We start from the raw sequence: 14,786 nt of genomic DNA, 5'->3' as shown, positions 1-14,786 counted from the left end.
ACACTGTATCTTATATTTGATCTTTAAAAAAATCTTAAACGAATCTTAATGAACCCGGCTTTTTGGAGAAGAAATAACGAGGGTCAGCCAAAGAAGAAGAAATCTGCCGTAAGAGAGTGGTTTGATGCCGCAATATTCGCCATCATCGCAGCTACCTTAATACGCACTTTTATTTTTGAGGCGTACACAATCCCAACCCCATCTATGGAAAAGACCTTGCTGGTAAACGACTTTCTGTTTGTTAGCAAGATCAGCTACGGTCCACGTATTCCTATGACGCCGCTGGCTGTACCATTTACCCACCACACATTACCATTTACAAAATATAGTAAGGCCTATTCTGAAGCAGTACAGTGGAAATACAGACGTCTGCCAGGTTTTTCAGATGTAGAGCGTTACGATGTTGTTGTATTTAACTTCCCCGAAGGTGATACGGTAGCCCTGGAACAGCAGGAACAGAGTTATTATCAGCTGGTAAGATTTTACGGCCGTGACAATGTATGGGAGCAGAATCACGTAACTGCCCGTCCGGTGGATAAGCGTGAGAATTATATTAAACGTTGTATGGCCATCCCTGGCGATACACTGTCTATAAAAGAAGGTGTAGTATATGTCAATGGTGCACAGGCACCTATCCCACAGGAAAGTGAGCGCCGTTACTGGGTAAAAACAACCGGCGATCCGCTGAATCCTGTCCGCCTGGATGAACTGGATATTGATCCTAATCCGGCTGGCGTATTTGACTCTGCGCTGTTCCGGTATGATCTGACACCGGGTATGGCAGATCTGCTGAAAACATGGCCTGTTGTGAAGGAGGTAAGACCTTTTGTAAGAACTGCTACACAGGAGATCCAGGTATTCCCGCATGATACTGCTAACTACAAATGGACTGAACACAATTTCGGACCATTGTACATACCTAAGAAAGGTGCGACAGTACAGCTCAGCAGCACCAACATATCTATCTATGACCGCATTATCAGCGTATATGAGGGTAATAAGCTGGAAGAGAAGAACGGTCAGTTCTATATCAATGGCAAACCTTCCAGTACTTATACATTCAAAATGAACTATTACTGGATGATGGGTGATAACCGTGATAACTCACTGGACTCCCGTTTCTGGGGTTTTGTTCCTGAAGACCATGTGGTTGGCAAGGCCTGGTTGATCTGGATGAGCTATGGCCATGGTAGTATCAGGTGGAACCGGTTGTTCAGAACTATCCGATAATCTATAATAGATTATGTATTAAGCATTCAGATGGAATGGAGGTAAGAAGGGTTGTGAATGAATGATGAATATTGAAATATTGCAAAGGGTGCTTCAGTGGAGGCACCCTTTGTTTTTACAGGAAGTCCGGTCAATCCGGCAGAGACTTTGTTATGCTATTGACGCAGCATAAGCGTAATTGAGTATAAAGCGCCTGATTACTGATTCTTAATTCCTAATTGCCAATTTTAATTTAAATTGTCTTATGGACGTTCGCAAACACTCTTTTGAATATCAATCCTTTCCAGATAGTGCAGCTTTGCCTACCGCCGACCAGCGTATACTGGAAGATGCCCGTGAGGTAACTGCACAGGCATACGCCCCATATTCCAACTTTTACGTAGGGGCTGCCATCCTGTTAGCCAACGGGATTATTGTGAAGGGAACCAATCAGGAGAATGCCTCATTTCCTGCTGGTATCTGTGCAGAGCGGGTGGCATTATCTACCGCAGCATCGTTGTATCCGGGAGTACCGATACTGACTATTGCAGTAAGTTACCATAATCCGAATGGCAGTAATGATGCGCCGATATCACCCTGTGGTATATGCCGGCAGACGTTACTGGAGTATGAGGGGCGTCAGCAGCAGCCTATCCGTATTATCATGAGCGGTCAAACCGGTAAAGCGTTTGTTATTCCCACAATCAGACACCTCCTGCCACTGGCATTCACAGCAGAAGATATGCAATAAATTTGCTATCTTTGTGACGTTCCGTATGATGCTCTATGCTGAATGTCCGTATCCTATGTCCACTGCTATGGGCTGTTCTATTTGTGCAAGTTGCTATGGCTTTTCCTGGAAATAAATTAAAGAGTCTTTACAAAGAAGGTATCAGCTGCCGCAATGCGGGAGCTTTTGGTGCTGCGAAGAGGTGCTTTAAGGAGATCGTGCTCCGTGACAGTAGTTATGCGCTTGCATATCTGCAACTGGCGGAGATTGCAGCCCTGGAGGAGGTGTATCCGGAGAGTATAGGTTACTATAAACACTATCTTCAGCTGGAAGAGGAGCAGTCAGGGGCATGGTATACTATAGGAGTGCTGTATTTCAATACAAAGGAGTATTCTGCTGCGGTGACGGCATTTGAAATGGCTTTGGCCAAAGGCAGGAGGAAGGATGCAGATATTTGTCTGACGGCAGGCATGTCGTGCTTGCAGATGAAGGCAACGCAGAAAGGTATACAATACCTGGAGAACTGCCTGGCATTCAGGCCGGATGACCCAAGGGCGTTACAGGCCCTGGCCCATCATTACTATCTGGCAGGAAGTTATCAACTGGCAGTCAGCTACTGGGATAGACTACTGAGTATACAGCCTGGAAATGCCTTTGCGATGTTTATGCTTGGTAAGTCTTACATCGGAACAGGGGAAGTGAACAGGGGAGAAGCTTTATGTGACAAAGCGTTGGCGGCAGCGCCAATATAAATGAAGAGGGTGTATCACAAGCATGATACACCCTCTTCATTTATATTGAATGAGATGATTACATTCTTTCAGGAACATCGATACCTAACAGTTTCATGCTCTTAGCGATAGTCGTAGCGGTGAGCATGGCTATCTGTACCCGTAGTTTCTGTTTTTCGGGCGTTTCGGCCTTATGTACGGAATAGGTATAGGCACCTTCCACCTTTTCAGCATAGAAGGAGTTGAAAGTCTGTGCCAGCTGATAAGCGTAGTTAGCGATAACTGACGGACTCATTTCCTTGGCAGCATCCTCTAATATGTCCTCAAATTGCTCGTTCAGGAGTATAAGTTCTTTTTCCAGCGGCAGCAGGCTGCCCTTATGACAGTAGCCTTCCAGTTTATTTACGTCCGGAGCTACCTCACGCAGGATAGACTTAATACGTGCATGGGCATATTGTACGAAGGCACTGGTAAATCCGTGCAGGTCAATTGATTCTTTCGGGTCAAAGACCATTTTCTTCTTAGGATCAACACGCAGCAGGAAGAACTTCATTGCTCCAAGACCGATCATGTTATATAACAGATCCCGCTGGTCGTCGCTCATATCATCCAGCTTGCCGGAGGCTTTAGTTTGTTCAGCGGCAGTAGCGATCATTTCATCAATCAGGTCATCCGCATCAACAACAGTACCTTCCCGGCTTTTCATTCTTCCACTTGGCAATTCCACCATACCGTAAGACAGGTGATAGATACCGTCGGCGCATGGTTCCTGGAGCTTTTTGAGTATCAGCTGAAGTACCTTGAAGTGGTAGTTTTGTTCATCAGCCACTACATACAGGCTTTGTTCCATTTGGTAGTCGTCGTATTTCAGACGGGCAGTACCAAGGTCCTGGGTCATGTATACGGAGGTACCATCGCCGCGCAGCAGGAGCTTTTCATCCAGGCCGTCAGCAGTAAGGTCTATCCATACCGAGTTATCTGGTTTTTTGAAGAGAACACCCTTGGCGAGGCCTTCTTCTACCAGGTCTTTACCCAGTAGATAGGTTTCACTTTCATAGTACATCTTGTCAAAATCGATACCCAGCCGTTTGTATGTTTCATCAAAGCCTTTGTATACCCAGCCATTCATGGTAGCCCATAGCGCCCTTACTTCAGGGTTGCCTGCTTCCCACTGCTGCAGCATGATTTTAGCTTGCTGCATGATTTCTGTCTGCTTACGGGCAAGTTCTTTGATTTCGTCATTGAGTTTATCCAGTTTCTCTTTATCAGCCTGTACTTCAGGTTTATGGAAAACCGTTACCAGTTTCTCAATACGTTCTTTATCAGCGCCTTCAAAATCTTTGAAGTCGCTTTCCAGCGCGCGTGCGATAATAGGTTCGGTTTGTTCTTTCAGGATGGATTCAAACTTCACATAGTAGTCGCCTACCAGGTGATCGCCTTTGATACCTGTTGACTCCGGGGTATCGCCGTGTGCGAAGAGCTGCCATGCCAGCATGGATTTACAGATATGAATACCCCTGTCATTTACCAGGTTGGCTTTTATCACTTCATAACCATTGGCTTTCAGTATTTCTGATACGGAATAACCCAGGAAGTTATTACGCAGGTGGCCCAGGTGCAAGGGTTTGTTGGTATTGGGGGAGGAGTACTCCACCATTACTTTTTTACCATTGGATGGTTTCTTACCAGTATTGCGGTTATTGAAATGTTGCTGGAGGTATTGTGTCCAGTATTGTTCAGTGATCTGGATATTCAGGAACCCTTTGATCACATTGTATCCTGCTACGAGGTCAGGATTGTGTTCCTGCAGGTATGTACCCAGTCGATCAGCAGTTTCTTCGGGTTTTAAGCGGCTGAATTTAGTGAAAGGAAACACCAGGATGGTGTATTCGCCTTCGAATTCAGGTTTAGTCGTATTGATGGCAATATCCTTTGCAGGTATTGTCTGGTCAAAAAGCGCCTTTATTGCTGCGGCAGCAGCAGATTTGATGGATTGTACAACACTCATGCTGATAAACTGTTAATGCAAAAAGTAGCGTCAAAGGTATAAAAAATCTGGCGGGGGAGTTGGGGAGGGCAATAATATAATAAAGAAAAAGGGCTGGCAATCATAAGCCAGCCCTTTTAAAGTCGGTTATTTCCTGCGTTTAACCGGAGCGTGATGGTTAAATGTATAGAAAAGTCCTATCTGGGCGACGCCGTTCTTATTAGTCTCGAAGCTTCTTTCAAACACTTCTGACAGTCCGAACATATAGCGGGCAGCAATGCCTACACCTGCAGGGAACTGATAACCCAGACCGAAACCCAGTCCGAAGTCTACTCCTTTGGTATTGTCTTTTGTATCAACCGTTACTTTACCGGTGTTTGATTTAGAGGCAATATTAAAGCCTAGTTGCGGACCAGCTTCCAGGAAGAACTCAGGAATGAGGCGGTACTGGAACATTACCGGCACGTTGATATAGTTCAGGCGTTGTGTAGTAGTCTGATTTAGCACTTTATACTTCACACCCTGGCCTGAGTATAACAACTCTGGTTGAAGGGACATGCTTTCATTGAAAGCAATGTTAGCGAAACCACCGGCAAAGATAGATGCACGTGCCTTTGAATTGTCAAACTGGGTCAGCGTAGATATATTCAGACCACCTTTGACGCCGAAGGACACTGTCTGTGCATTTGCTACGAATGCCGTGCAAGCAGCCAGCATTACAGAAAGGAAAACTTTTTTCATAAAAGACTCATAGAGATTTGCCATGCTTAGCAAAATCTATGCCTATATTATTTAATATATGGTAAACTCAACCCTTCTGTTCTTTTGTCTGCCGGCAGCTGTTTTATTAGTAGCTATCGGCTGGTTGGCACCATAACCTACCGCTTCAATCTTGGATGGATTAGCACCTTGTTCTACCAGGTATTGTTTTACTGATTCAGCCCTGTCTTTTGAAAGCGCCATATTCTTGGTAGCGTTGCCTATATTATCGGTGTGACCGCCCAGTTTTAAGCTGAAGCCTTTGGTACGAAGCATTTCAGCTACCTTATTCAGGGAAGGGTAGGAGCTGGCTTTGATGCTGGATTTACCAAATTCAAATTCCAGGTTCTGAATAGCGTCTTTGATCAGGCGGCGATCATCATCAGTAATAGTTACTTTGGTGATCACCTGTTTAGGTGTAGTATCTTTTGGTAATTCACAGCCGCTGCCATCTACCTTGATACCAGCTAATGTACCCGGGCATTTATCAAAAAAGTCAGATACGCCATCGCCATCAGCATCAGCGGTTAGCTTATCCACATCAGCGGTCAGTTTAGCGTTAGCGGCGCGGGATGCTTCCAGTTCCTGCTGCAGATTGGCTTTTTGCTGAGCGAGGTCGTCGTACAATACTTTTGCCGGGTTTTGCCAGCTAAGCTGTGGTTTTGACCTGCTACCCAATGGAAATTCCAGTCCGGCGTAACCATATGAATATTTATCCTTGTCGGGGCCGTAGTTAAAACCGTCGAGGTTATCGCCATCGGTATAATGCATGGTATAACCCAGGTCCAGGTTAACAGATTCTGACAGCTTGAATTTCAATCCTGCGCCGATAGGTACATAAAATTCCTTGATATTTTCGCCGTTTGGTTTATAGTCTTTGAGGCCGCCTTCCAGTTCAGTACTGATTCTTGGGGAGTAGCCTGCCAGTCCACCACCTGCAGACAGGTATATCTGAACAGCATTCTTTTTGTACATCCAGTTGATGGTGGCTACATTAACGACAGCGCTGACGCTGGCTGACCATTTCAGTTTGGTTTCAAATGAATTATATTCTCTTGCTGGATCTTTTTCATTCCCCAGTTTGCGGTCATTATTTCCTGCCAGCTTGCCACCTGTATAGTCTGCGCGGATACCCAGGGAATGGAGGAGTTGCCATTTAACATAAGCGCCGTAGCCTGCCGACGCTTTCCATTTAGTAAAATCGTTACTACCACCGGAGGCTGCTACCGGGGCTAATAGTCCGCCGTTAACGCCTATTGACCAGCGACGGTAACCGGGGCCATCCGTGAAGATAGGGCCGTTAATGGTGGTCTGAGCTATGGAGCATAAGGGGGTAAAAAGGGCCAGCATACAGGCAGCCCGAAAGAAAGAGGAGCTTTTCATAATTGTTCAGGGTTAGAAAATTTAGTGTTTGCATTACTCGCCAGAGCATGGTTGGTGCTTCGGTGTATATTTAACAACCGCATTACCTGAAAATTGTTCAGTCTTTTTACTGGTTTTGCCAGTATTTGGCGGTGAACTGACACTTGTAACTGACATATTTGCATGACGTATCCGTTGGCATAATCATTGACATTTGGTACCCGGAGACAAATAATCTATCTACAACTACAAGCGAGAATATTTATAATTATGGGAAAGATAATAGGTATTGACTTAGGAACTACCAACTCATGCGTTGCTGTAATGGAAGGTAACGAACCGGTAGTAATTGCCAATGATGAAGGACGCAGAACTACGCCCTCCGTTGTGGGTTTCTTAAAAAATGGTGAAAGAAAGGTAGGTGATCCTGCAAAGCGTCAGGCTATCACAAACCCGATCAACACTATTATGTCAGTAAAGCGTTTCATGGGTCGCCACTTTGATGAGGTGTCTAATGAAATTCCTCACTGGAGCTATAAAGTAGCACGTGGTGAAAACAATACTACACGTATCGATATTGACGGCAGGTTATATACTCCGCAGGAAATCTCTGCAATGATTCTTCAGAAGATGAAGAAGACTGCAGAAGACTACCTGGGTCAGGAAGTAACTGAGGCCGTAATTACTGTTCCTGCATACTTCAATGATGCTCAACGTCAGGCTACGAAAGAAGCTGGTGAGATCGCAGGTCTGGCTGTACGCCGTATTATCAATGAGCCTACAGCAGCTGCCCTGGCTTATGGTCTGGATAAGAAACATGCAGATAGCAAAATCGCAGTATTTGACCTTGGCGGTGGTACTTTCGATATCTCCATCCTGGAACTGGGCGATGGTGTATTTGAAGTGAAATCTACCAACGGTGACACGCACTTAGGTGGTGATGACTTCGATAAAGTGATCATGGACTGGCTGGCTGAAGAGTTTAAGAAAGATGAGGCGGTTGATCTGCATAAAGATCCAATGGCATGGCAGCGTCTGAAAGAAGCTGCTGAGAAAGCGAAAATTGAGCTGTCTTCTTCACAGGAAACTGAAATCAACCTGCCATATATCACTGCAGTTGACGGTGTGCCTAAACACCTGGTGAAAAAACTGAGCCGTGCTAAATTTGAGCAACTGGCTGATACACTGGTAGAAAGAACACTGGAGCCTTGCCGTAAAGCACTGAAAGATGCAGGCATGAATCCTTCCGAAATTGACGAGGTAATCCTGGTAGGTGGTTCTACCCGTATTCCTAAGATCCAGGAAGTAGTGGAAAGATTCTTTGGTAAAAAACCGAACAGAAGTGTAAACCCAGATGAGGTAGTAGCTGTTGGAGCTGCAATTCAGGGTGGCGTACTGACTGGTGAGGTTAAAGATGTACTATTGCTGGACGTTACTCCGCTTTCTCTGGGTATCGAAACAATGGGTGGCGTATTTACCAAACTGATCGAGTCCAACACTACCATTCCAAGCAAGAAATCAGAAACATTCTCTACCGCAGCTGACAACCAGCCAAGTGTTGAGATCCACGTACTGCAAGGTGAGCGTCCAATGGCTAACCAGAACCGTACACTGGGTCGCTTTATCCTGGATGGTATTCCACCAGCACCACGCGGTGTACCTCAGGTAGAAGTTATCTTCGATATCGATGCTAACGGTATCCTGCATGTAACTGCAAAAGATAAGGGAACTGGTAAAACACAGAATATCCGTATCGAAGCAGGTAGTGGTCTGAGCAAAGAGGAGATTGAAAAAATGAAGGCAGAAGCGAAAGCTAATGAATCTACAGATAAAGAACAGCGTGAGAAGGTTGAGAAACTGAACCAGGCTGATAGCCTGATCTTCCAGACTGAAAAACAGCTGAAAGAGTACGGTGACAAGATCCCGGCTGATAAAAAAGGCACTATTGAAACTGCCCTGAACAAACTGAAAGAAGCACATAAGAGCGGTGATGTCGCTCAGGTGGATGCAGCTGTTGCTGAAATGAACAATGCATGGACTGCTGCTTCAGAGGAACTGTACAAGGCAACGCAGGAAGCGCAGGCTAATGGTGGTGCTCCGGGTGCAGAAGGTCAGCCACAGGGAAGCGCTGCAGGTAACGAAGGCGTAACTGATGCTGAATTTGAAGAAGTAAAATAAGCAGATTGCTTAGAGATATCAGTATAAAGGGCTGGCCATAGGGTCAGCCCTTTTTTTATGCCGCTTTATTTTTATTTTGTGTTATGCAATTGACACTATACCCGTTTGAATTAAAGTTCAGACACACTTTTACCATCTCCCGTAAATCGAAAGACGTACAGCCGCTGCTAGTGGTCAAACTGGAGCAGGATGGATTCAGCGGACTAGGAGAAACAGCAGATAATTCATATTACAATATGACGGTACCCCGGCTGATGGACGATATCAACGCCCATCGGTCACTAATAGAAGCACACACCTTGAAAACCCCGGAGTCCTTATGGGAGCTACTGTACCCTTTGTTTAAAACTAACCTGTTTGCTTTATGTGCAATCGATCTGGCAGCACATGATCTCTATGCGAAGATGCAAGGTAAGAAGCTATACGAAGTCTGGGGGCTGGACATCTCCAGCAATCCATTAACTGACTATACGATTGGAATAGATACGGTGGAAAATATGGTCAGCAAACTGAAGGAGTTCCCCTGGCCTATATACAAGATTAAACTGGGTACAAAAGAAGATATTGCCATTATACAGGAATTGAGGAAACATACCAGTGCTACCTTCAGGGTGGATGCTAATTGTGCCTGGGGAGTGGAGGAAACTTTGAAGAATGCGGCGGCTTTTAAGTCATTGGGAGTAGAATTTATCGAACAGCCTATGCCTGCCGCTGATACCGAAGGAATGAGGCGCGTATATGAGCAGTCAGCCCTGCCTTTGATGGCCGACGAGAGCTGTATTACAGAAGCTGATGTACCCTTGTGTCATGGTCTGTTTCATGGTATCAATATCAAACTAACTAAGTGTGGTGGTATTACTCCAGCCAGAAGAATGATTGCGCAGGCAAGACAACTGGGTATGCAGGTGATGACGGGAAGTATGAATGAGAGTACAGTTGGTACGTCTGCAGTGGCCCATCTGCTGCCATATCTTGACTATGTGGATATGGACGGTCCACTGTTACTGGCAGAAGACACCTCAGACGGCGTCAAGATTATTGATGGTCGAATTATTTATGCTGATAGGCCAGGAACCGGCGCTATTTTGAAATAACCCACTACTTATATTGCACTGTTATGAAAAACAAATTAACCCAAAGTATTGCTATAGTATTGCTGTTAATATTATCCCTGCCTTTACGGGGTCAGGTCCTGGCTAGGATGAATGTTAAGTCTGGTAACTCAAAGCGAGTAAATACAACAGTAAATGCTACTATAAGGCTTTCTCTGCTACCAGTAACTGATTCTTTGCAGCTATTTGAGGTACTAAGGGATCGCAGTGTACCAACGCCTTTCCAAATTATTGGGGACAAGTTATACTGGATAATGAGCGGAGTGACCGCTCCTGGTAATACACGTAAATATGAATTACGGAAGGCTTTGCCGGAAGTACCAAGTGTAGCAATGCATGTAACAGATTCAAATGGAGCATTGGTATTAGGCAAAGGAAGCCGCAAACTGCTTCAGTACAATTACAGTATAGCAGAACCTCCGGCAGGGGTAGATAAGATTTATCGGAGAAGTGGTTTTATTCATCCTTTATGGGCCCCTGATGGGCAAATTATTACCAATATCCATCCAAAAGGGCACTGGCACCATATGGGTATCTGGAACCCCTGGACGCATACTTCATTTAGAGGAAAGGAAACAGACTTCTGGAATCTCCATAAAAAAGAAGGAACGGTACGTTTCAAAGGTTTAATAGGTAAAACGGCCGGACCTGTTATATGTGGATTTAAGGCATTACAGGAGCATATTGCTTTTATAGATAAAGAGGAAACTGTAGCTATGACTGAAGAATGGACGGTCAATGTGTTCCATCCGGGCACTGATACTACCCGATTCATCTGGGATCTGTCCAGTATACTGAACTGTGCCGATACTGCCGGAATCACCTTTCTACAGTATCGTTATGGGGGTGGTTTCGGACTAAGGACAACTGCAGCCTGGACAGCTACAAATAGTGAGGTAGTAACTTCTGAAGGAAATACCCGTAATAATGCAGACAGTACGCGTGCCCGCTGGATTAAAATTACAGGACATACCGACAAAGGGCAGGCTGGACTGGTAATTATGAATCACCCTGATGATTTTGACGCTCCGCAGCCTGTGAGGGTTTGGCCGGCAAATTCTGAGAGAGGCGAAATCATGATGAATTTCAGTCCAACCAAAATGAAAGCCTGGCAATTAAAATACGGGCAGTATTATCAGCAGGCATACCGGGTTGTTACCTTTGTAAACGATCTGACAAAGGAAGAAGTAGAAGAGTTATGGTTGGACTACGTCAGGCCTCCGGAGGTTACCGTTTACCAGCAAGAACCACCTTCCAGGTAATGATGATATTATAAAATCAAGCAACCCAATATCCAATGATATGCTGGCCGGATGGACCGTTATGCCTGCTAAACTTAGCCGCACAGCTTTTATTAAGCCGTGTGGCCAGGAAGATGATGATAATGCTCCATTGTCCACCGGTGCGATAGATATGAAGTTCAACATGCGTTAGCCGGAGCCCCTCTTAATGGATGTTCCTGTGTAGTAAACTGTATAAAAACGCAAGATTGCAGATCCGAAGCCTATCAGGGCAACAATGCTTATCCAGATGACGCTTTATGCCTTTTAGCTTCGTAGTCTGAGTTGATGGCTTTGAGAGTAGTATCGAGTATGTCGATGAATTGATTGATATTTTCAGGTGCTTTATCAAAGTCAAGTAACCATTCTTGTCCGCCGGCTTCGTGTGCTGATAGACGCAGGTCTTTCTGACTAGTGGGTTGTTGAGGGTAGTTTGCAGACTTCAATATGTAACAAAAAAGAACGGCCTGTACCCCGGAAGGGACAGGCCGTTCTTCTCTCTGAGAAGTATTATTATATAGCAATGCCGTGTGAATCCTGATGGCTTGCATCATATACTGCTGAGAGTACATCTCTCTTTTGTAATGATTTCTCCATGTAGAGATCAACTGCACTATATGCAATTTTTAGTGAAGGTGTCAATACATAGATAGCAGGTGTTGGTACATCTTCATTTACTCCCGAAAGTCTGTCCCATATAGGATCAGAAGGAGAATATAAACCTGCTTTGCGTGCAATCTGGAACTGCTGATCCCAGATAGTTGCGAAAGGTAGTTGCTGTGAAGGCGTCACTTCATCAAAGTATTTCTTTTCTTCAGCAGTCACTAACAGTAACTGCCCGCCCATTACGCGTATATCTGCATAAATATCCTTCAGGTCTTCCAGTAGCCTGTCTCCATAGCTATTCCAGTGAATAGAGTGGAACACCAGTACTAGCGGACGGTCAACCAAATTTGTCACTGGCTGGGAGCCATTCAGTGACTTCAATATATCGGAAGAAGAAATGATGTTTTTTCTGTTGATGTTAAAAGCAGGTAATGTATCACCAGCATGTAAAGGACTGATTGGAGTTCTGTCCTTCCATGGCTTTTTTACATATTCCAGTTCATATTCAGGGAAGAAATCTGCGTATCTGTTGATATTGGTAGACATAAAATAAGTTTTAAGGGATGCTTGTTAAACAGTGAGTAATTAATGAATGGTTGTAATGATTTTTAGAAACGTGCCGGCTGGATTTGTGCCGCCGAGAAATCAGTTACAACAACAACAGACAGCAATAGCTACAGTCATTTTATATTCATGAATTGTTGGCTTGATAGCATTCGGCATATGAACCAGATTTATGTGATCGCCGTGATTGACAACACAAATATAGTGATATTTCTATAATACCCTACAAGTTTTGTAGGGTATTTGTTAAGGTGTTGATAATCATAGGTTATATTTTAAAGAATTTGAAAAGTTCTATATTTGATGCTTCTTTGTTTATTAAATAAAGCCACATGAAAGGATTCTATACAAAAATCATCGCTGCTGGGGGCCTCCTGGCTGTAATTACAGCAGGATGTAACAGCAAAAATGCCAGTCAGGAAGAGAAAAAAGAGCAAACAGTAGCGACTGCCGAAGCAGTGACTATCAAGAATGACGAATTATATCCATTTATGTTGGCTGGCGTTTACTTTGTACATGGTTATGGTGGTCCTACGCATACCTTTGATGGTCTAATAAAGCCTTCTGTAAAAAGTGAGCCGGGAACAGAGGCCTTCTCAAAAGAGATGCAGGCGGCATATAGCCGGTATTTCATTTTCCCTTTCAAACCAGGCGATGCAACAGGTGAGAAAGATGCCAAAGCAACACTTGCACAATACTGGGATATACACAATGTAGCTGATCTGGAGAAATCTCTTACCTGGCTACTGGACGAAGGCCATCAGGCGCAATACGCTCAGTATCGCAAAGTACTGGATGAAAACGGAGGTGCTTCCGCGGACCTGAATACTATAGATCTGGCTAAGTACCAACTTGCGAAGAAAGATCTGCCTGCTATTCAGTTTATTAAGGAGCACTACTCTGCCTTCAGTAGTTCAGGTATCAAAGCATGGGACCTGGCCAGATATATTAATAATATATGTGTTGCCTATCAGGCCGGCTACTTCAATAGGGGAGAAGCTATGGCTTGGTTGATGAAGGCTCCGCAAGTGGCACAAGCCCGTTATAGCGACTGGAAAGCTTACTTCAATGACTTCCTGCTCGGACGTGAGTTCTGGGGAGGCGGAGTAAGTGATAATGCGAAGTTTAAGGAGGAGGTTGCAGGCATGCTGGATAGTAAGTACAGCATTTATTCTTATATGCCGATAAAATAGAATGGAATTTATTCGTAAAGACGCCCGTTGCAGTTCATACTGCACCGGGCGTCTTTATGAATAGAAGCTTGCTACAACCTTGGTATTGACTAGCTAGCCTGAAGAACATTCAGATCGGCATCATACCCCTAAAAAGGTTTAAACTGACCATTAATAAACTCCAGTCTGCCTATTTTAGCCAGGCTTTATTGCCTATAGTACTAAAACAGGAAAGCCGGATCTATCACGATCCGGCTTTCCTGTTGATAATCGTTAACAACACCTGTCAGGGTACTATTACTGTTTTGGTCTCGATAGTCTGTGCACTGAAATATCCTATTGCATTACCCTTGATATTGCTTACCGGATTGGCAGGCGTAGCAGAATTGCTTTCACCAGTAGCACTATTACTCAGACTATAAAAATACTTGTATACATCGGCATCGATATTCATCATATCCACGGTTACTTCATCGCCGCTTTTCAGCTCATTCTCATCATCGTCATTCGCATCGCCAAAGATGTACAAACGAGCTGTGATATCATTACCATTTGTAAGATCATCATTTCTTACCCAATAGCTTTTGATTGCTCTGCCATTCAGGTATTGACGGAAGCGATAATAGTTCGCTTCACCGGCTGGATCCTTAAAAGATACTGTGGCTATCTTAGTAAGATCTCCAAAGAGATCTTCGTCCAATACATCCAGATTAGTAAAAGGCACTTTTGTTGGCATTCTGGACATAGCTGTAATCTGCTCCCCATCAATCGTTACCAGCAGTCCGTATGTAGTACCACTTACGCCGGATAACTCAGGCGCTGTATATACACCTGCTGTTGTCTCTGATAATAAGGTAGTATCTGTCCCGCTCCAGATCTTTACGCTGGCACCAGCTACTCCATTAAATTCATTATCGCCGTCAAAGTTTTTGGTACGGCTGATCTTCACACTACAACCGCCCTTATTATCGGTAAGCACGCCTTCTATCACATACTTATTATCGTTCCCATTCAGGTTAAGGTCAATTTCTTTCTCACAGGCTGTACCTAGTAAAAGGGCTCCACCTAGTATGGTATATATAAAACTGTTACGCAT

The 14,786-nt window shown here is 44.4% G+C and carries 13 protein-coding genes; 7 read left to right on the top strand and 6 right to left on the bottom strand.

What is annotated here, in order from left to right:
- Window positions 1-48: 48 nt before the first annotated feature.
- From lepB to K1Y79_RS11775, 3 genes are all read left to right on the top strand, one after another.
- Window positions 49-1,230, top strand: coding sequence for a signal peptidase I (gene lepB, locus K1Y79_RS11785; protein WP_220250214.1), 1,182 nt, complete (start codon window positions 49-51; stop codon window positions 1,228-1,230).
- Between the two features lie 244 nt (window positions 1,231-1,474).
- Window positions 1,475-1,960: a cytidine deaminase gene (gene cdd / locus K1Y79_RS11780; RefSeq protein WP_220250213.1), complete on the top strand. Its 486-nt coding sequence runs from the start codon at window positions 1,475-1,477 to the stop codon at window positions 1,958-1,960.
- A gap of 95 nt (window positions 1,961-2,055) precedes the next feature.
- A complete protein-coding gene (locus K1Y79_RS11775) occupies window positions 2,056-2,691 on the top strand; it encodes a tetratricopeptide repeat protein (protein ID WP_220250212.1) in 636 nt (211 codons plus the stop codon).
- 58 nt (window positions 2,692-2,749) lie between these two features.
- Here the strand turns inward: K1Y79_RS11775 and K1Y79_RS11770 are convergent, their stop codons facing one another.
- From K1Y79_RS11770 to K1Y79_RS11760, 3 genes are all read right to left on the bottom strand, one after another.
- Complete coding sequence (locus K1Y79_RS11770) at window positions 2,750-4,678, bottom strand: arginine--tRNA ligase (RefSeq protein ID WP_220250211.1); 1,929 nt, start codon at window positions 4,676-4,678, stop codon at window positions 2,750-2,752.
- 126 nt (window positions 4,679-4,804) lie between these two features.
- Window positions 4,805-5,398: a porin family protein gene (locus tag K1Y79_RS11765; protein WP_220250210.1), complete on the bottom strand. Its 594-nt coding sequence runs from the start codon at window positions 5,396-5,398 to the stop codon at window positions 4,805-4,807.
- A gap of 51 nt (window positions 5,399-5,449) precedes the next feature.
- Complete coding sequence (locus K1Y79_RS11760; protein ID WP_220250209.1) at window positions 5,450-6,799, bottom strand: OmpA family protein; 1,350 nt, start codon at window positions 6,797-6,799, stop codon at window positions 5,450-5,452.
- Between the two features lie 249 nt (window positions 6,800-7,048).
- Between K1Y79_RS11760 and dnaK the strand changes: the two genes are divergently transcribed.
- The 3 genes from dnaK (at window position 7,049) to K1Y79_RS11745 (ending at window position 11,330) form a co-directional block, all read left to right on the top strand.
- Window positions 7,049-8,956 (top strand): molecular chaperone DnaK, encoded by a 1,908-nt coding sequence (dnaK, locus tag K1Y79_RS11755; protein ID WP_220250208.1) that lies wholly within the window; start codon window positions 7,049-7,051, stop codon window positions 8,954-8,956.
- A gap of 83 nt (window positions 8,957-9,039) precedes the next feature.
- On the top strand, window positions 9,040-10,050 hold the full coding sequence (locus K1Y79_RS11750; RefSeq protein ID WP_220250207.1) for a dipeptide epimerase: 1,011 nt from the start codon (window positions 9,040-9,042) through the stop codon (window positions 10,048-10,050).
- Window positions 10,051-10,073: 23 nt separating this feature from the next.
- Entirely contained in the window at window positions 10,074-11,330 is a 1,257-nt protein-coding gene (locus K1Y79_RS11745; protein ID WP_220250206.1) for a DUF6807 domain-containing protein, read from the top strand.
- Between the two features lie 260 nt (window positions 11,331-11,590).
- Here the strand turns inward: K1Y79_RS11745 and K1Y79_RS11740 are convergent, their stop codons facing one another.
- Together K1Y79_RS11740 and K1Y79_RS11735 are read right to left on the bottom strand one after the other, a co-directional pair.
- Entirely contained in the window at window positions 11,591-11,902 is a 312-nt protein-coding gene (locus K1Y79_RS11740) for a hypothetical protein (RefSeq protein ID WP_220250205.1), read from the bottom strand.
- Complete coding sequence (locus tag K1Y79_RS11735) at window positions 11,862-12,500, bottom strand: redoxin domain-containing protein (protein WP_220250204.1); 639 nt, start codon at window positions 12,498-12,500, stop codon at window positions 11,862-11,864. The genes K1Y79_RS11740 and K1Y79_RS11735 overlap by 41 nt, the downstream gene beginning before the upstream one ends.
- 350 nt (window positions 12,501-12,850) lie before the next feature.
- Between K1Y79_RS11735 and K1Y79_RS11730 the strand changes: the two genes are divergently transcribed.
- On the top strand, window positions 12,851-13,711 hold the full coding sequence (locus K1Y79_RS11730) for a DUF1266 domain-containing protein (RefSeq protein WP_220250203.1): 861 nt from the start codon (window positions 12,851-12,853) through the stop codon (window positions 13,709-13,711).
- Between the two features lie 265 nt (window positions 13,712-13,976).
- Here the strand turns inward: K1Y79_RS11730 and K1Y79_RS11725 are convergent, their stop codons facing one another.
- On the bottom strand, window positions 13,977-14,786 hold the full coding sequence (locus K1Y79_RS11725) for a DUF4249 domain-containing protein (RefSeq protein WP_220250202.1): 810 nt from the start codon (window positions 14,784-14,786) through the stop codon (window positions 13,977-13,979).

The organism is Chitinophaga rhizophila, assembly GCF_019492185.1.
GTDB classification, from domain to species: Bacteria; Bacteroidota; Bacteroidia; order Chitinophagales; family Chitinophagaceae; genus Chitinophaga; species Chitinophaga rhizophila.
This window is presented reverse-complemented; position numbering and strand designations above follow the sequence as displayed.